The sequence below is a fragment of the Ureibacillus chungkukjangi genome, from assembly GCF_003217295.1.
GTDB classification, from domain to species: domain Bacteria; phylum Bacillota; class Bacilli; order Bacillales_A; family Planococcaceae; genus Ureibacillus; species Ureibacillus chungkukjangi.
In genome coordinates this window covers 44,568-61,849 of sequence record NZ_QJTJ01000018.1, presented here as the reverse complement: position 1 = coordinate 61,849, position 17,282 = coordinate 44,568, and the positions used below count along the sequence as shown (strand labels likewise).

18 protein-coding genes are annotated in these 17,282 nt (G+C 36.3%); 5 read left to right on the top strand and 13 right to left on the bottom strand.

Features of this window, described 5'->3' with window-relative positions:
• The 8 genes from BJ095_RS12920 to folA all read right to left on the bottom strand — a co-directional run.
• The coding region (locus tag BJ095_RS12920) for a peptidoglycan-binding protein (RefSeq protein WP_235867663.1) at window positions 1-2,406 on the bottom strand (2,406 nt) is incomplete at its 3' end.
• Window positions 2,407-2,515: 109 nt separating this feature from the next.
• Complete coding sequence (locus tag BJ095_RS12915; RefSeq protein WP_107935682.1) at window positions 2,516-3,709, bottom strand: GTP-binding protein; 1,194 nt, start codon at window positions 3,707-3,709, stop codon at window positions 2,516-2,518.
• Window positions 3,710-3,756: 47 nt separating this feature from the next.
• Window positions 3,757-4,026, bottom strand: a complete 270-nt coding sequence (rpsN, locus tag BJ095_RS12910) for a 30S ribosomal protein S14 (RefSeq protein WP_107935680.1) — start codon at window positions 4,024-4,026, stop codon at window positions 3,757-3,759.
• Window positions 4,027-4,050: 24 nt separating this feature from the next.
• A complete protein-coding gene (gene rpmG / locus BJ095_RS12905; RefSeq protein ID WP_107935677.1) occupies window positions 4,051-4,200 on the bottom strand; it encodes a 50S ribosomal protein L33 in 150 nt (49 codons plus the stop codon).
• Between the two features lie 218 nt (window positions 4,201-4,418).
• Window positions 4,419-4,814, bottom strand: coding sequence for a potassium channel family protein (locus BJ095_RS12900; RefSeq protein WP_107935675.1), 396 nt, complete (start codon window positions 4,812-4,814; stop codon window positions 4,419-4,421).
• A 118-nt stretch (window positions 4,815-4,932) separates the two neighbouring features.
• Window positions 4,933-6,444, bottom strand: coding sequence for a flotillin family protein (locus BJ095_RS12895; RefSeq protein ID WP_107935673.1), 1,512 nt, complete (start codon window positions 6,442-6,444; stop codon window positions 4,933-4,935).
• A gap of 11 nt (window positions 6,445-6,455) precedes the next feature.
• Window positions 6,456-6,995: a hypothetical protein gene (locus BJ095_RS12890; protein WP_107935671.1), complete on the bottom strand. Its 540-nt coding sequence runs from the start codon at window positions 6,993-6,995 to the stop codon at window positions 6,456-6,458.
• Window positions 6,996-7,129: 134 nt separating this feature from the next.
• Window positions 7,130-7,609, bottom strand: a complete 480-nt coding sequence (gene folA, locus BJ095_RS12885) for a type 3 dihydrofolate reductase (RefSeq protein ID WP_107935669.1) — start codon at window positions 7,607-7,609, stop codon at window positions 7,130-7,132.
• 139 nt (window positions 7,610-7,748) lie between these two features.
• Here folA and BJ095_RS12880 point away from each other — a divergent pair, with 139 nt between their 5' ends.
• The 3 genes from BJ095_RS12880 to BJ095_RS12870 all read left to right on the top strand — a co-directional run bounded on the left by BJ095_RS12880 (window position 7,749) and on the right by BJ095_RS12870 (window position 10,116).
• Window positions 7,749-8,555: a hypothetical protein gene (locus BJ095_RS12880; RefSeq protein ID WP_107935667.1), complete on the top strand. Its 807-nt coding sequence runs from the start codon at window positions 7,749-7,751 to the stop codon at window positions 8,553-8,555.
• 133 nt (window positions 8,556-8,688) lie between these two features.
• The gene (locus BJ095_RS12875) at window positions 8,689-9,144 is read left to right on the top strand and encodes a branched-chain amino acid aminotransferase (protein WP_107935665.1); all 456 of its coding nucleotides are present in this window, start codon (window positions 8,689-8,691) and stop codon (window positions 9,142-9,144) included.
• Between the two features lie 18 nt (window positions 9,145-9,162).
• Window positions 9,163-10,116, top strand: a complete 954-nt coding sequence (locus BJ095_RS12870; protein WP_146223218.1) for a TRM11 family SAM-dependent methyltransferase — start codon at window positions 9,163-9,165, stop codon at window positions 10,114-10,116.
• Window positions 10,117-10,165: 49 nt separating this feature from the next.
• On the opposite strand, the gene BJ095_RS12865 is transcribed toward BJ095_RS12870, so the two are convergent.
• Window positions 10,166-10,684, bottom strand: a complete 519-nt coding sequence (locus BJ095_RS12865; protein WP_107935663.1) for a GNAT family N-acetyltransferase — start codon at window positions 10,682-10,684, stop codon at window positions 10,166-10,168.
• A 171-nt stretch (window positions 10,685-10,855) separates the two neighbouring features.
• Here BJ095_RS12865 and BJ095_RS19420 point away from each other — a divergent pair, with 171 nt between their 5' ends.
• Both BJ095_RS19420 and abc-f read left to right on the top strand, forming a co-directional pair.
• Window positions 10,856-10,990, top strand: a complete 135-nt coding sequence (locus BJ095_RS19420; RefSeq protein ID WP_255502527.1) for an RAxF-45 family protein — start codon at window positions 10,856-10,858, stop codon at window positions 10,988-10,990.
• 117 nt (window positions 10,991-11,107) lie between these two features.
• Window positions 11,108-12,922: a ribosomal protection-like ABC-F family protein gene (gene abc-f, locus BJ095_RS12860; protein WP_107935661.1), complete on the top strand. Its 1,815-nt coding sequence runs from the start codon at window positions 11,108-11,110 to the stop codon at window positions 12,920-12,922.
• 77 nt (window positions 12,923-12,999) lie between these two features.
• Here abc-f and BJ095_RS12855 read toward each other — a convergent pair whose 3' ends face one another.
• Genes BJ095_RS12855 through gucD form a run of 4 tightly spaced genes read right to left on the bottom strand, consistent with a single transcriptional unit; the run spans window position 13,000 to window position 17,278 of the window.
• Entirely contained in the window at window positions 13,000-13,959 is a 960-nt protein-coding gene (locus tag BJ095_RS12855; RefSeq protein WP_107935659.1) for a C-terminal binding protein, read from the bottom strand.
• A 2-nt stretch (window positions 13,960-13,961) separates the two neighbouring features.
• Window positions 13,962-14,909: a U32 family peptidase gene (locus BJ095_RS12850; RefSeq protein WP_107935657.1), complete on the bottom strand. Its 948-nt coding sequence runs from the start codon at window positions 14,907-14,909 to the stop codon at window positions 13,962-13,964.
• Window positions 14,909-15,817, bottom strand: a complete 909-nt coding sequence (locus BJ095_RS12845) for a dihydrodipicolinate synthase family protein (RefSeq protein ID WP_107935655.1) — start codon at window positions 15,815-15,817, stop codon at window positions 14,909-14,911. Before BJ095_RS12845 ends, BJ095_RS12850 begins: the two co-directional genes overlap by 1 nt.
• Window positions 15,818-15,829: 12 nt before the next feature.
• Window positions 15,830-17,278, bottom strand: coding sequence for an alpha-ketoglutaric semialdehyde dehydrogenase GucD (gene gucD, locus BJ095_RS12840; RefSeq protein WP_107935653.1), 1,449 nt, complete (start codon window positions 17,276-17,278; stop codon window positions 15,830-15,832).
• Window positions 17,279-17,282 lie beyond the last annotated feature (4 nt).

The following is a 17,282-nucleotide window of genomic DNA, read 5'->3' as shown; positions in this document are numbered from 1 at the left end:
CGATTGCAAGTTGGTAACTGCTGTCCCCTTTGATCCTACTTTTAATACAGGGTAGCTTTTTGCAACGGCTTTGGTGGAAGTAGTTGCTTTAGTACTTGTTGCTGTAGCAATAACAGTATCAAGCTTAGACTGTGTAGCTGGACCAGCGATTCCATCTGCAGCAAGCTTGTATTTTTTCTGGAAGGCAACTACCGCACTTTTAGTCTTTGTATCATAAGTACCAGTTGCTTTTCCTGAGTAGCTGCCAGCTTTTATTAATTTATTTTGCAAGTTGGTAACTGCTGTCCCCTTTGATCCTACTTTTAATACAGGGTAGCTTTTTGCAACGGCTTTGGTGGAAGTAGTTGCTTTAGTACTTGTTGCTGTAGCAATAACAGTATCAAGCTTAGACTGTGTAGCTGGACCAGCGATTCCATCTGCAGCAAGCTTGTATTTTTTCTGGAAGGCAACTACCGCACTTTTAGTCTTTGTATCATAAGTACCAGTTGCTTTCCCTGTGTAACTACCTACTTTTATTAATTTATTTTGCAAGTTGGTAACCGCAGTTCCTTTTGAGCCTGCCTTTAATACAGTATAAGACTTTGCTACTGCTGTCGTTGTTTTAGCCGCTACAGTCGTCGTTGTTTTAGCAGGGGCAGGTGTAGGTTTTACTACAGGCTTTGGTGCCACTGCTTCCTGTGCTGGCGCTGAAATCGCACCAGGTGTATTAGCTTTTGGCTGTGAAACAGTTTGTGTAATAGTAGAGGCTGTAGAGGTAACTGAACTTTTCACCTTCAACACCTGTCCAATATTGATAACATCTGATGTTAATCCATTTAATGTCTTTAATTCAGTGACAGCCATATTATGATCCGTAGCAACTTTCCATAATGAATCCCCTGATTTTACCGTATAGGTTGTTGTTTGAATTGTAGGCGCCTCAACTACTGGAACAGTAGTTGGGGTCAAAACAGCATTACTTACTTTCAATACCTGCCCAATATTGATAGCGTCCGATGTTAGTCCGTTTAAAACTTTTAATTCATCGACTGTCAACTTATGCGCTGTTGCAATTTTCCATAAAGAATCGCCCGATTTTACCGTATACGTAATTTGTGTTGGTGAAATTTCACCGGTTTGTTCTTTAGGCTGGTCAGGATTGACAGGAATGACTTCCACTCCGTCATGGGACATCCAGGTTTTATAATATTGCCACATAGAAGTATTTTCCTGGCCTAAGCTCCAGCTTCCAGTCCCTTTGATTTCATACTTGTGAATAAGTCGTAATTTCTCTCTAATGGAATCATTATTTTCATACCAAATATGGTAGGTTCCTGGGGCTAATGTTTTTCCTGCAATTGTTGTAGTTGGATCTCCACTTTTAATGGTAATAGTAGCCTTTGGAGATTTTGAAGCCTCGTCAAATATCACATTCCCACCATATTTAACTAGCATTTCATCTACCTTTGTATTTGAAATTCCTTTTCCACCCTCACTTGCTGGTGCACCTTCTTTCCAAAAACGACCATAAAAAGGAACTCCTAAAACAACCTTGTCTGCTGGAACACCCTGCTTTAAAGCATATTGAATAGAACGGTCCACAAAGCCAATACTCGCAACCGGCCCCTCAGGACCCCCTTCATAGGACTCGTCGTAGGCCATTATCATGAGATAACTTGCGTATTTTGCTAATTCCTTGTAATCGTAGGTACCATGCCAGCCTTTTGTCCAACCGTTTGGATTTGCCGCCACCGCAACAGATACTTCTTTATCTGCAGGTAATTTCTCTCGCAATAATCTCACTAGGTCTGTATAAGCGTCTCGATCCACATCTGTTGTATTCTCAATATCAACCTGAACACCATCTAAATTGTTTTTAACAATCGCATTTGCAATTTGAGTTGATAAAGCTTCGCGGTTTGCTAAGGCTGCACGCCCAAGAGTACGATCCCAATGATTACTTAAAAAGGGCACAACCTTTATGCCACGATTATGCATTTCGTTTACAAATTTTGAATCAAACTGACTCGTCAATTTTAAGGACCCATCCGCATTTAAGTCAAAGTAACTTGGGGATACAAGATTTAGATTCCCTTGCGTCTTGTCTACTTGTGAAATATAAGAGCTTGTATTCCCGAAATAAAGATAGCTCATATTAAAATCAGCTTCATGAGCCTCTGCTTTTTGCATGGGAATGGTTGTTAAGAGTAGCGTTCCTGCTACTACAACGATTGAAGCCACCTTAAGCTTCGGAAACTTCTTTTTTACGAAGTTAACTGCATTATGTCTTAATGAATCGTCTTTGTTGAAGTTAAATTCTGCACCAAACTCGGTATTTGCTGAATTCTTTGGAACCTTCATATGTAAAACAATTTGCAATTCACCATTCTCATTCTTAAGTTCGACTGAATCAAAGTTATACATCATAAATCATCCACCACCTTATAAAATAGTATGATGGACTTCGAAGTAAATCATGTATCGTTACATAGACAAAAATAAAAGGGACTAAATGAAAATTAGCCCCTACTGTCACTTATTTATATTGCCATTTATATGGATCTTCCAAGTTACCCCAGGAAGCATCAAATTCAGCTTGTGTTAATAAAGAACGATCAAGTTCTTGAATTATTTCTTGTTTTTCAAGATTTGTTCCGATAATAACTAGCTTAGTCATTCGATCACCAAACTCCAATTCCCATTCCCTTTGAATTTCTGGATTATTTTCTAAAATTTGCTTTTGTTGGTACTCTGGTAAAGCAGCTACCCAGTATGAGATTGGCTCGATTTTAACTGATGGACCTGCCTGTGAGAAAAGAATGGCTACATCCTGATGGGAAGCACTCCATATAAGTCCCTTTGCCCTTAAAATGGAAAGTGGCATTTGTTCACTCCACTCGTTGAAACGAACAGCGTTAAATGGCATTTTTCTTGTATATGTAAAAGATGAAATGCCATATTCCTCAGTTTCTGGAGTATGATTTTCGTGACCTAGCTGCAGCTCTTTTAACCATCCAGCAGAATTTGCTACTTTCTCAAAGTCAAATCTTCCAGTATTTAAAATCTTACTTGGTTTAATATTTCCGTTTACTGTACGTATTAATTTCGCATCAGGTTGAAGCTTACGCAAGATATTCTCTAGCTTCTTCAATTCTTCCTCGGACACTAAATCACATTTATTTAATATTAATACATCACAAAATTCAATTTGGTCAATCAATAAATCAGCGACTTCTCGTTCATCTAATTCGCCTACTGCTTCTTTTCGATCTAATAGGCTTTCTCCAGATTGAAAGTCATGCCAAAAACGATTTGCATCCACAACGGTTACCATTGTATCTAGCTTGCATAGCTCTGGCAGGTTAATTCCTGAGTCTTCATCAATATAAGAGAAGGTTTGAGCAACGGGAATCGGTTCACCAATGCCCGTTGATTCAATTACGATATAATCAAAATCTCCTACTTGTACGAGCTGTTGTACTTCGATTAGCAGGTCTTCTCTTAAAGTACAGCAAATGCAGCCATTCGACATCTCAACAAGTTTTTCTTCAGTTCTTGAAAGCCCTCCTCCCTTTTTCACTAGCTCTGCATCAATATTAATTTCACTCATGTCATTTACAATAACAGCAACCTTCAAGCCTTCTTTATTTTGCAGGATATGGTTCAGTATTGTTGTCTTGCCTGAACCTAAGTAACCGCTTAGCACAGTCACTGGAATTTTTTTAGCCATCCTTTAACTCTCCTTCATTTAATTCAATCAAATGAATTATTCTTAATTTACCAGCTCGACTTTTTTACTCCTGGTATTTGGCCCTTGTGAGCATATTCTCTAAATTTAATTCGAGACATTTTGAATATTCGTAAATACCCTCTTGGTCTGCCAGAGATTTCACATCTATTTTTTAACCGAGTAGGTGATGAATCGCGAGGTAGCTTACGAAGTGCTTCATAATCTCCTTTTTCTTTTAATTCTTTTCTTATTTCAGCATACTTTTCGACCAATGCTTGCCTTTTCATCTCTTTAACGATTTTAGATTTTTTAGCCATAAAAAATCTCCTTTCACAAACCAGTTATTTAGTTTCCTGATGTAAAGTTCTTTTTTTAAGCCGTGGACTATACTTCATCAATTCAAGACGTTCAGGGTTATTTCGTTTGTTTTTTGTAGTGATATAATTTTTGTCTCCTGTTTCCGTACATGCTAAAGTAATTTTGGTTCTCATAGGTTCCTCCCAATAATTTAGTCGTAGTATTACAGTTGAATTCATCAATTAGTAACCATTACTATTTGATAAATAAAAAAATAATCCTGAATAATGAGGATTATGAGACTATTGTAAATCGTAACGATTACTATTTACAAGTTTTTTCTATTAAATATTTTTCGAAAAATTAAAGAAGCCCCGAAATTTATTCGAGACTTCTAGTTATATTACTTATTCTATTTTACCCTTAAGATTTTGGGTGCGGAAGGCTTATTGTTTACTTCTTTACGCAATTTATATCTCCTTGCCTTATCTTCTTTAATGATAGCTCTTCCCAAATTAACAAGTAATGCAAACATCAACCCGGTTCCAATGATTAAATAAAGTACTGTAAATAACTTCGTACCCGTTGTAGATGGCACTAAATCTGTATCTACTCCAGTTGGAATCAGACTTACAACCGCGAAATAGAAAGCATCTATTTTCGGCCAGCCTTCATACCGTGAATAGAACAATGTACCAGATAAGACAATTAAGGCAACTGTGGTTAAAATACTTAAAAATTGTGGCTCTTTTATTCCGTGGTATAATCCTTTTAATAGCCTTTTAAAGCTTAAGATGACTGATAGCATGTAATTTCTCCTTTATAAAACCTACATTGTATTACATCTATTAGTCATTATTGAATATTTGAGCCACAATATACAACTAAGAATGCACTATCAAGCTTTGGAAAGTACCAAATACTTCTTAAACTAAATGTTTTTCTTCTTCTCTTGTGTTAATTTCTTCAATTGTAGCTTGAATTGGTTGCTTTCCTACGAATGTCTCGATTAAATCCTTCATATCAATTCCTGAAGAAGCCTTTAATGTTTCTTGTAAGCTACCCATAAGATTAGTTGCATAGGAAGTGATACGATTTGCACCGCCGCCTTCCCCATTTCCTGTATCCACCACTGTAATTTTGTCGATATTCGATAATGGGCTTGCGATTTCTTTTGCGTATTCAGGCATCATACGAACAATCATATCCAAGACAGCCGCCTGACCAAATTGGTCGAATGCTTCGGCAATTTTACGTTTTGCCTCCGCTTCTGCTAAACCTTTTAGACGAATGATTTCTGCTTCTGTTTCCCCTTGTGCTCGTTCTGAATCGGCTTTTGCTAAACCGTCTAAACGTATTTTTTCAGCTTCTGCTTTTGCCAAGGACTCGATTCGATATTTCTCTGCATCAGCTTGCGCTAAATCCTTCATTTTTTGGGCAGAGGCATTTTGTTCAATTGCATAACGATCTGCATCAGCCTTTTTCTTCACCTCTGAGTCGTATTGCTTCTCACGACGTAAAATCTCTTTTTCCTCTAGTTCAATTTGCTTTTGACGTTCAATAATGCGAACCTGCATTTCCTGCTCTGTAACCTGTTGCTTAGCTCTTGCTGATTCTAGCTCATAGGCTTGGTCAGCACGTGCTTTTGCTTTATCTTGCTCAAGCTTATATTCGGCAATTTTGAGCTGGTTTTCCTTTTCTGCCTCTGCAATTTCTGTTGCTCTTTGAAGCTCGGCCTTTTGTGCTTCTTTTTCAGCTTCAGCACGTTTAATACGTGTTTCTTTTTCAGCTTCAGCTGTGGCAATATCTGCGTCACGCTTAATTTGTGCAATTCTTGGTTTACCAAGAGAATCTAAATAGCCATTCTTGTCGCGCACATCTTTAATCGTAAAGGATACAATCACTAATCCCATCTTTGCTAAATCCTGAGATGCTACTCTTTGAACTTCCTGCGAGAATTTATCACGATTTTTATAGATTTCTTCTACTGTCATAGAACCTAAAATCGAACGTAAATGCCCCTCTAAAACCTCTTTTGCTTCATTTTCACGATCTGCTTTGCTTTTTCCTAAAAATTGCTCAGCTGCTGTAGCAATTTCTGAGATAGATCCACCGATTTTAATAATAGCCGTACCATCTGCGGTAACAGGTACACCCTGCTCCGTATAAACCTCAGGTGTAGTTACTTCTAGCTTACTAGATAATAGACTTAATGGCTCTGACTGCTGGAACACTGGGAATACAAAGGTACCCCCTCCACGAATAATTTTTATGCGATTACCTGAATCGTCTGTATGCACATTTTTTGAGCCTAAAAAGCTCCCTGTAACAATCAACCCTTCATCTGGTCCCACCGTTTTGTATTTTGTAACATACACCACAATAATGGCTAAAAGTATAAATACTGCGATCCCGATAATAATTAATGTACTTGGCATTTTTCTTCCTCCTATAATTTAAATTGTAAGTGAGACTCATATTTCTTTACATAAACCGTACCTTCCTTTGCTTCTATGATTAGGACCTGCTGATCATAGTCAATCGGTTCGTTTTCAAAGCCCGTTGCTCGCTTAGATATAATTCCATTAACCGATTCGATTACAATCTCTCCGTAGCCATTGGTAGGTATCGGGACAATTACCTTTCCTACCTGCCCCTCTAGAGATTCCTCAGTATAAGCTAAGGACACTTCAGCACTTTTTAAAGGAACGAGAATAAAGAAATAAATTAAACCGCTAATAATTGCAGAAATAATACACGCAATTATGAAAATCAACGTATTGGATAGGGCTGTGAATTTTTCTAATAAGAAGCCGCCAGCTGAAGTAATTGTTATGAAGGCTAAAATAACTGCAGGATCTACAAAAGGAATCCCTTCAAACAAACCATCGAAAATTTCAGAGAAAAATAGGTACAGAATGGTAATACATCCAACGATAATGAGGGTAAATAAATAAACTGTATGAAGTTCAGCTCCAAATAGCAACAAATAACACCACCTTTACCAAATAAATCCTTACAGCTTATATACGAATCATTCGACACTTGGTTTCAAAAAATTATAATTTTCTTAATAAAACAAAAAATCCCTTTATCTTTTGGATAAAGAGAGAATTTCTTGATTTATTTATTTCTATCATAAATGCAATAGGTATAGCTATATCCATCGGGAGTTTCAATCGGTTCACTTTTTGATATTAGAGACCATCCATCACCATACGTCGGAAAGAACGTATCTCCATTAAACTCATGCTCGATATGAGTGATATAGAGACGATCAGCAATCGGGAGAACTATTTTAAAAATCTGCTCTCCACCAATAACCATTACTTCTGCTACATCACCAGCAAGTCGTAATGCTTCCTCCAAACTGGTAACAACCTCAATTCCTTCTGCTATATAGTTTTCATTTCTGGTAATTACGATATTTCTGCGGCCTGGCAATGGTCGTCCAATTGAATCAAAGGTTTTTCTTCCCATAATCATCGGTTTACCCATCGTTTGTTCCTTAAAATATTGTAATTCTCCAGGTAGATGCCAGGGCATTTTGTTTTCATAGCCAATTACTCGATTTTTGTCATGAGCAACTATTAGTGAAATCATTCTATCTCTCCTATCATCATTTCTTTTTCTATTTTATACTTTTTTATTCATATTTTTACAAAAATCTTAATATAAATAAATAATAGACTTTTATATATGCCAGTATACACAGCTTAAAACTTGTAAAGGAAGTGGAAAAATGCATACCCTTGTTAAACAAAAATTAGCAATTACTTTAGAAGGATACCCTATTCAAACAGAAATTAATGATGTGGTTTATGAGGATCTCATTGAAAGCAAAAGCAAGTATCTTCTATTAGATGAAGAGAAAAACACCCTTACATTGAAGCGTTCTTTTTTTAAAAAGAACAAGCAGGTACAAAATATAACTCGCTTTTTTGTCGAGCTCTCTGGCGATGAGATAACAATAGAAGCTCCTTCTGAGAAGAATGATTTGGTTTTAAATTCAATTTTTTGTGACGATATCATTGATACAAATTATAAAAATAAAACCATAGCTATTCTATTAGAATCCCCTCATATCGATGAGTATGAACAGAATACAGAAAAACTTATTCCTATTGGAGCAGCTCAAGGTCAAACCGGTAAAAAAATAGAAAAAAGTATAGAAAGTTTAATATTAGCTCTTAGGGAGCATCAGGCTATAGAGGAACAGCATAAATATCGCGTAATAATTATTAATGCGGTGAATTTCCAGACGTCACTTCATTTTATACATGAAAAACCAATGAACAACTATTATCGCGAGCTACGAGATAAAATGTGGCAAAAAATGTGGACAGAAATTCCACAAACAAAGAATGACTTTGTCAATCAGCTCGATTCACTTAAGAAGGACTCTATTCTTATAAACGCTTGCCCTAAGTCTTTAAAGCCGCTTATAAATCAGGAGTTAATTCAATTTGTTAATCGATTTTCACTCTTTGAGAGCAATCACCCGAGCTCCACAGAAATTTGGACAAAAAGTTTATTTAAGCTAAATTAGCTTAGAGAATAATTATCATTATTTATAAATTATGTTAAACTAAATGTTGAGTTAAGACAGTCCTTTGCTGACTGTCTATTTTTATTGGCATAAAGGTTATAATAAGGAAGAGAAATTTTGGAGGTTAGTAAAAATGACACTTAATTTATCAGAGGTTTATATTGAGCGTTGTGACAAAGATTCTGAAGAAGTAATTGCACAGGAACAGGCTGCATTTTTAAATACATCCTTAACACATTTAAAACAACATATGAATGAATTTGTTTACATTGAATCAAATTCTTTTGAACCAATCAAAACAGATAGCCTCTCTTTTGAAGTTGACGATGTTTTTAAAACGTATATGGTTTTACTTGGTTTGAAGGTACAAAAGAAGCATGCTCCCATTATTAAAGCTTATTTAGAAGAAAACCTACATGGTGAGGAAATCTACTCAAGTATGATGTTTTCTGGAGAAGACGGGCTTTGGGATATCAATATCCCCCTAGATAATATGGACGGCTTCCGTGAAGAAATGACAATACAAGACGCAACTTCACTAACTTATAGCTTCATCGGACAGTTAGTAAGTGCCATAGAACAGCAGTAGTTAAAGGATGATTACCAATTGAATAACAAACAACAGAAGGTAACTTATATTTACACATATGTACATCACAAAAATGAACACGACCTTTGTCGAATGGAGATGCGCTCATTTTTCGGCTTCGATACCGCTTTAAACTTTTTAATAAGTGATATAAAGGTGGATCCAAGTCGTAGTCCATTTATCGAAGAACGGTTGGAAGTGATGTTTGAGGCTGACAGCGTCTCTGACATGAAAATTTTAATTCAGGATATTAAGGTCAGTGCTTCGACATATAAAGTCTATTGTTTTAATAGAATGGATTTAGGCGAAACAAAGAAAATCCCTCACCCTGAGCGGAGACAGGTTGAACGCGAGCTCGGATTAGTTATCGATGGCGAACCAGATCTTGATAGTCCTGAGGTCGTGTTTGGCTTAGTGCTACTCAACAATCGTTGGTATTTTGGGAACTATACTAAAAGCAATTCAGTTTGGCATGAACATTTACATAAGCCTAATAGCTATTCCACAGCACTTAATACACGAGTGGCTCGAGCAATTTCCAATATAGCTGTACCACATGTGGACGGAATCCGTGCCATTGATCCGTGCTGTGGGATTGGTACTGTAGTAGTTGAAGCACTATCCATGGGAATTGATTTAATAGGACGTGATATTAACCCTACAGTGTGCCAGGGTGCTCGCGAAAATATCGCATATTTCAATTTAAAAGGCGAAATAACAAATGGGCCAATCTCTGAGGTCAGTGAGCATTATGATGTGTGTATTATTGATTTACCATATAATCTTTATACACATATTACACGCGAGGAACAGTTTGATATTATTAAACAAGCTCGAAGAATCGCAGATAAATGCGTCATCGTAACCATTGAAACCATCGACGATCTAGTGGAAGATGTCGGCTTCAAAATCATGGACCGCTGCATTACAAAAAAACATCTATTCGTCAGGGAAATATTATTATGTGAATAAAATTAGTACTCCCAAATGTTTGGTCCAAAACTTTGGGAGTACTATTATACTATCGTTTAACCCACTCCTCTGCTAGGATTGCATAAAAGTATTCATCCCACCATTCTTCTCCACAAGGTATGCACTTTTTAAAGTATCCTTCTCTACGCATACCAAGCTTTTCCATAATACGATAAGAAGGTATATTTTCAGGCTGACATGTTGCGATTATCCGATGCAGCTTCATATCAGTAAAGCCAAAATTTAATAGCACTTGCGCTGCTTCTGTTGCAAACCCTCTATTATAATAATCCGGGTTAAATACCCAACCAATTTCATATGTATGCTCTCCGAAATACCTGAAAAATTCCATATGGCCTATTAGGATATTTTTATTTTTTAATATAACTGCAAATTTCTTAGGATTCTCTCCCATATTTCCGAGCACAAGTTTCTTTGTTTCTTCTTCATTCATAACCCCTTCAGGCATGTATCTCATTACTACTGGAGATGAAGTATATTTACTTACCTCCTGCACATCATCCATAGAAAATTTGCGAATAAGTAATCTGTTACTTTCTAAATACATTTTGATAATCTCCAATTCAATATACTTTATTGCCTTAAAATAATTCGATTAGTATAAGCTGTATACCTTCATTAAAATAATATTAATTTTCCTCTATAAGTAGGAAACGATTGACATTTTACAAAAAAATGAATATACTGAAAATAATTATTTTGAACGGAGGTGAAGAGAATGAATACATTAGCTGTGACGACATGTGTAAATAATGACCGTTTCCTTTATTTTTCACGTGTCATTACTTTCGATTTTGCGACTAACGGGATTCGTATGCCCTTTTTTAGACAAATAAATCGAAAACACAGCTGATTAGCCATTCTTTTCACAAACTTTAGAAAAGACTGCTTGTTAATCGAGCAGTCTTTTTTATGTATAAAAATACATTTAAAGATTGGCTTCACTGTGTAAAAATTGGAGGAAAACACAGTGTCCATAAAAGCAGAGAATATTACGAAAATTTACGGTGGTACGGTTATCTTTGAAGGTTTAACAATAGATATTCATAAAGGAGAGCGTGTTGCAATAGTAGGACGCAATGGCTGTGGCAAAACAACTCTTCTCAAGCTTTTCTCTGGCATAGAAAAGCCAGATGCTGGGAGAATTATTAAAAGAAAAGGCACAACAATTGGGTATTTGCACCAAATTCCACCCTATGAGAATGTATCTGCTATCGATGTGCTTAAAGAGGCTTTTTCAAACATTTTATCTATGCAAACACAAATGCAAAGTTTAGAGCAACAAATGTCTTGTACAGCCCACCTTGATAAGCTACTTAAACAATATGGTGAAATACAGGAACAATTTATAGCTCTTGGTGGCTATGAAATAGAAGCTAAAATTCAAATGATTGCTAACGGATTAGGTATTACTCCCCTACTCCAGTCCCCATTCCAGCTTTTAAGTGGTGGCGAAAAAACAAAGGTCATGTTAGGTCAAATTTTATTACTCAATCCACAAATTTTATTATTAGATGAACCAACAAATCATCTGGATATGAATGCAATCGAATGGCTTGAAAATTATCTAAAAAGCTATGATGGGACATTAATTGTTGTCTCTCATGATCGACAATTTATGAATGAAGCAGTTACGAAAATTATTGAAATTGATAATGGCGAGCCCTTTTCTTACATCGGAAATTACGATACCTTTGTAAAAATGCGCGAGGCTAGAATTTTAAACGAATTTGCTCAATATGAAGAGCAGCAAAAGAAAATTACCAAGATGAAAGAAACTATCAAAAGGTTAAAAACATGGGCAAATGAAGCAAATCCACCCAATGCTGCCCTACATCGCCGCGCAAAAAGTATGGAAAAAGCCTTAGCTAGAATTGAATTAGTAAAGAAGCCGATTGTCTCAAAGAAAATGCAGTTAAAGCTTGAAGCAAATGAACGAAGTGGCAAGGATGTAGTCCTATTTGAAAAAGTAAAAAAGCAATATGACAAAGTTCTGTTCGAAGAGCTTTCCCTTCAATTACGCTGGCAGGATCGTCTCGCAATCGTTGGTTTAAATGGAACTGGAAAATCCACATTACTGAAAATGGTGACAGAAGAAGTTTTACCTGATGCCGGCAAAGTAATTGTCGGAAGTAATGTGAAAATCGGCTATTTATCGCAGAGCTTTGTTTACGAAGATGCCAATGCCCGGTTAATTGATGTTTTCCGGAAAGAAGTATCCATTACCGAAGGAGAAGCACGTCACGTTTTAGCGAAGTTTTTATTTTATGGCTATGATGTCTTTAAAAAAGTGAAGGATTTAAGTGGTGGCGAGAAAATGAGGCTCCGCTTAGCCCAGCTAATGTATGAAGATATTAATCTCCTAATACTTGATGAACCGACCAACCATCTAGATATTGAATCAAGAGAGGTCCTGGAGGAAACGGTGCAGCATTTTGATGGTACCGTATTAGCCGTTTCGCATGATCGCTACTTCTTAAACCAGCTCTTTTCCAGAATTGCATGGATAGAAAATCAAAAGCTCTATTTATATGAAGGCAATTATCAATGGGCTCGAGAGAAGCATGGACAGTATGAAGTCAATGTAAAGACAGAACTGCCACTAAAGCACAAAACTGATAGTATACCTATCGATCAGCAAATCGAAAAACTTGAACAAAAAATAATAGAGAAAAAAGCCAAGTTCAATAAGACAAATAATAATACTTACGAAAATGATCTTAAAAAACTAGAATCCCAGCTTGAAAATCTTTTGTCAATTTGGGTAAATGAATTTGAAAAATAGAATTCATTTATAAATAATTTTCTTTTAAACAAGAAAAGACTTAGTTCTATTTTCCAGAACTAAGTCTTTTTAAGTTGTTATTTAACTAAATATTCTACTTTTTCGCCCTCTAATACTTGAACAATATTTTTTGCTGTTTTTGTTCGAAGCTCTACAATCGCTTCTTCCGAATAAAATGCACTATGAGGTGTTAAATAGACATTCGGAAACTGAATTAACTCACTCGAAAGAGGAATTGGTTCAATTTCAGCAACATCAAGTGCTGCTCCTGCAATTTTGCCACTTTTCACCCCTTCAATTAATGCACATTCTTTAATGATTGGACCACGAGCGGTGTTAATGATTAAAACACCATCTTTCATATTAGCAATTCTGTCTTCGTTAATTAAATGATGTGTAGTTTCGGTAAGCGGAAGATGTAAAGACAAAATATCAGAAGTTTGAATAATTTCATCTAGTTCAACTTTTCTAACATTATATTTACTCATTTCTTCAGCAGTAACAAACGGGTCGTATGCAACTAATTGAAAACCGAATGGATTCACCTTTTCAATTACTCGTCTTGGGATTTTTCCAAAACCTAATACACCAAAAATTCGATTTTCAAATCTATGGATTGGAACTCCTACCTTAAAATCCCAAACACCATTTTTTACCGCTTCATTTAATTGAACGATTTTTCGTGATGAGGCCAATAGAAAAGCTACAGTATGGTTGGAAACTTCCTCAATTCCATAATCGGGGACATTTGTAACTGTTATACCTTTTTCAAGGGCAGTAGGCAAATGAATTGTGTCGACCCCTACTCCATATCGAGAAATCACCTTGCATTTTTCCAATTGAGATAATACTTCTGCATTTAACGGAGCATATTGATTAATAATACCATCCGCATCTTTACAGATATCAATAACTTCCTCAGGTGTTCGACATTGAGCAGCAACAAACTCAATGTCGAGATTTGACCCAGAAAGAACTTCTTCTTCAATCTTCAAATCATGATACTCATAATCTGTAACCACAATTTTATATGTCATGACTACACTCCTCTATCCGCCGTTACTTTCGAGATACCTAATCCTTCTGCACCTAGTTCAGACATGACTGCATCTGGACAGTATCGGTTGATAATCTCCATCCCTATTGAAGCTCTACGCACACGTTCACGAACTAAAGATATGTTCGTTGCTTCCCACTGCTTTCCAGAAGGATAAACATCTGGATGGTTTCGAAGACCAAATTTAATATAAACAGGAGCTAATACACGAATCAACTCTGGGATTTCATAATATCTTAAGAATCCACCGAAATTATCAGGAACTTCAACATAAAGATCGATTGGTATATCAATTGTTTGTCGTATCGCCGCTAATTTATGTAAAGTTAGCGATGATGGAACATTGTAAGTACCTGCTCCCAGCTCTTCCATTATTTTTACTGAAACAGGATTACATGCACCCATTTGTACAGAGACTTTCACAACAAAATCTTCTGGTAATAGGCCTTCTTCTTTCATTTTTTTTGTCATTAATAATAATCCTTCATCAGCTACTAAAGCACCTCGTAAACCAAGATCTGCGCCACGTTTCAAATCTTCCATTGCATACACAAGTTGATTAGCGCCTTCGTGACGTAATGCTTGTGATTTACCTGCAGATGTTAACGGACCTGCACTTATATCCCATGTTCCTCTTGGTCCAACAAATAGACTAAGCTCCATTCCGCGCTCAGCTGTTAATGCACACATTTCCTTTATTTCATCATCCGTCTGTAGCATAATGCCACTACCTTGAGAAACACGATGAATCGTCAGTCCGTATTCATCAATCGCCTTTAACGTTTCTTTTAGCGCAACTGGACCTTCGACACTTGGTATTTCAATACGATATTGTGCACCATCAGGGAATCTTTTTTTTGATGATGGTAAATCCGTATAATCTGTATGTGGATATCCTAATTTCTCTAATAGCTTTTGAGATTCATTCATTAATGAAACACCCCTTGTTCAATAATAGAATCAATTAATTTCCCAGCTTTTTTGCGTGTATCTTTGTCATACTTACTGAATGGCTTTCTCACACCTGTTTGTAGATCATTGAACCAACGATAATAAGCACCTTCTTTAAATGTCGAGAAGAGTGAATTATTAATATCATAAACTTCCATTAGGGAAGATATTTGAACTTGGTATTTTTGAATTTGGTCAAAATCCTTTGAATTTAAAGCTTTTAATAAATTGACTGTTACTTCCGGTAAAAAATTGGTGGTTCCGTTAATGCTGCCAGCAGCACCTATTAAGTAGCCATCAACTAGATGTTCATCAAATGCCGTAAAAACATCGAATTGTGGATGTTTTCCTTTAATCTCTTTCAATACTTTACGAATTCTTCCAAAATCCGATACTGTTTCTTTGATTCCACGGATATTAGGTTGATTTTCTACTAAGGTCGAAATAACTTCGATTGGGATTTCTTGCCCCGTTAATTGCGGAATATTATATAGATAAGTATTAATTGAAACCGCGTTAGCAATTTCACTGAAATACTCAACCATTTGGTCATTTGTTAATTTCCAATAATACGGGTTAACCGCCATTACCCCTTCTATCCCGACAGATTCTGCGTATTGTGCTAATTCAATAGATTCTTTCAAAACCGTATTACCTACACCAACTAAAATTGGTACACGACCATTTATATGCGGAACGATTTCTTTCAAATATTCCATCTTTTCTGATAGTTTTAGTGATGAAAATTCTGAAGAACTTCCTAATAACAAAACACCATCAATTCCTGAATCGATTAATTTATCAATATGTGTTTTATTCAATGAATAATCGATTTCACCATTTTGATCGAAAAAGATTACAACTGGTGGAATAATCCCTTTAAACATTACCGCACCCCCTTATTCTGCTTTTACAAATACCGTTTTAACAGCCGTATAAAATTCTTTCGCAGATTCTCCTTGCTCACGAGTTCCTGTACTTGACATTTTCATGCCTCCGAATGGAGCTTGAAGTTCTACCCCCGCACTCTCAGCATTCACACGAACTAAACCTGCTTCAATTTCTTCCATGAACGTTAGAGCTGAACCAATATTTGTTGTAAATATTGATGCACTTAGACCATATTGAGTGTCATTTGCAACTTCAATTGCTTCTTCAGTTGTATCCACTTGAATTAATGAGATAACAGGTCCAAATATCTCTTCTTGAGCTATACGCATATCCGAAGATACATTTTCAAAAATTGTCGGTTCTACGTAGAAACCATTTGTATTTGATTCTACAGGTTTTCCACCGTATATAATGTTAGCTCCTTCTTCCTGCCCAATTTGTATATACTCAAGAACCGTATTATATTGACTTTCATTCGCACAAGGGCCCATCCAAGTATCGTTTAACAAACCGTCACCAACCGTTATTTTACTCGCTTCCTCAAGTAACATAGATTTAAATTGATTGTAAATACCTGATTGAACGATAACACGGCTTGAAGCAGTACATTTTTGTCCAGTTGATTTAAAAGCACCACTTAGTACGGCATTTACTGCATTATTTACATTTGCATCATTTAATACAATGACAGGGTTTTTACCGCCCATTTCTAATTGATATTTCACACCATTTACCGAAGCAGCTTTTGCTACTAAATGCCCCGTATTTTCAGACCCAGTGAATGTAATCCCATTAATGTCCTTACTATTAATTAGTGCATTTCCCACTTGGGAACCACTGCCTGTAATGAAATTCAGTACCCCTTTTGGAAGACCTGCTTCTTCAAAGCATTTCACAACTTTTGCTGCAGTAACAGCTGCTTCTGAAGCTGGTTTAAAGACAATCGTGTTACCATAAACTAAAGCTGGAGCGATTTTCCAGATTGGAATAGCTACTGGGAAATTCCATGGTGTTATTATTCCTACAACTCCTAATGGTGCACGTTTTGTAAACATTAGCGCATCTTTATCTGATGCAGGAATAACATCTCCTTCTTTACGAGCGCCTTCTGAAGCATAGTATTTTAAGATTGCTATACCTCGTTGCGTTTCACCAATTGCTTCTGGGAGGGTTTTACCCATTTCTTTTGTTAATGTCTCCGCTACATCCTGTAGATTATTCTCAAGCGCTTCTGCTGCTTTATACAAAATTTGCCCTCGGTTGAATTGACCTAATTGGCGCCATTCTTTTTTAGCTAGTTTTGCAGCATCGATTGCTTCAGTAACTTCTTCAATTGTTGAAAATTGAACAGAGCCTACCACTTCGAGATTTGCCGGGTTAATGCTATCTATTAAATTGCCACTCTTACTTTCTCTCCATTCACCATTAATATAATTTGAATATACTTCTCCCATCATGCTT

Excerpts from the sequence above, each read along its gene's own strand:
- BJ095_RS12845 (WP_107935655.1), bottom strand. The coding sequence starts at position 15,817 with ATGTTTAAAGGGATTATTCCACCAGTTGTAATCTTTTTCGATCAAAAT.
- BJ095_RS12895 (WP_107935673.1), bottom strand. The coding sequence starts at position 6,444 with ATGCCAAGTACATTAATTATTATCGGGATCGCAGTATTTATACTTTTA.
- BJ095_RS12880 (WP_107935667.1), top strand. The coding sequence starts at position 7,749 with ATGCATACCCTTGTTAAACAAAAATTAGCAATTACTTTAGAAGGATAC.
- BJ095_RS12865 (WP_107935663.1), bottom strand. The coding sequence starts at position 10,684 with ATGTATTTAGAAAGTAACAGATTACTTATTCGCAAATTTTCTATGGAT.
- rpsN (WP_107935680.1), bottom strand. The coding sequence starts at position 4,026 with ATGGCTAAAAAATCTAAAATCGTTAAAGAGATGAAAAGGCAAGCATTG.
- BJ095_RS12850 (WP_107935657.1), bottom strand. The coding sequence starts at position 14,909 with ATGAATGAATCTCAAAAGCTATTAGAGAAATTAGGATATCCACATACA.
- BJ095_RS12915 (WP_107935682.1), bottom strand. The coding sequence starts at position 3,709 with ATGGCTAAAAAAATTCCAGTGACTGTGCTAAGCGGTTACTTAGGTTCA.
- rpmG (WP_107935677.1), bottom strand. The coding sequence starts at position 4,200 with ATGAGAACCAAAATTACTTTAGCATGTACGGAAACAGGAGACAAAAAT.
- BJ095_RS12855 (WP_107935659.1), bottom strand. The coding sequence starts at position 13,959 with ATGACATATAAAATTGTGGTTACAGATTATGAGTATCATGATTTGAAG.
- gucD (WP_107935653.1), bottom strand. The coding sequence starts at position 17,278 with ATGATGGGAGAAGTATATTCAAATTATATTAATGGTGAATGGAGAGAA.
- BJ095_RS12875 (WP_107935665.1), top strand. The coding sequence starts at position 8,689 with ATGACACTTAATTTATCAGAGGTTTATATTGAGCGTTGTGACAAAGAT.
- BJ095_RS12900 (WP_107935675.1), bottom strand. The coding sequence starts at position 4,814 with ATGCTATCAGTCATCTTAAGCTTTAAAAGGCTATTAAAAGGATTATAC.
- BJ095_RS19420 (WP_255502527.1), top strand. The coding sequence starts at position 10,856 with ATGAATACATTAGCTGTGACGACATGTGTAAATAATGACCGTTTCCTT.
- folA (WP_107935669.1), bottom strand. The coding sequence starts at position 7,609 with ATGATTTCACTAATAGTTGCTCATGACAAAAATCGAGTAATTGGCTAT.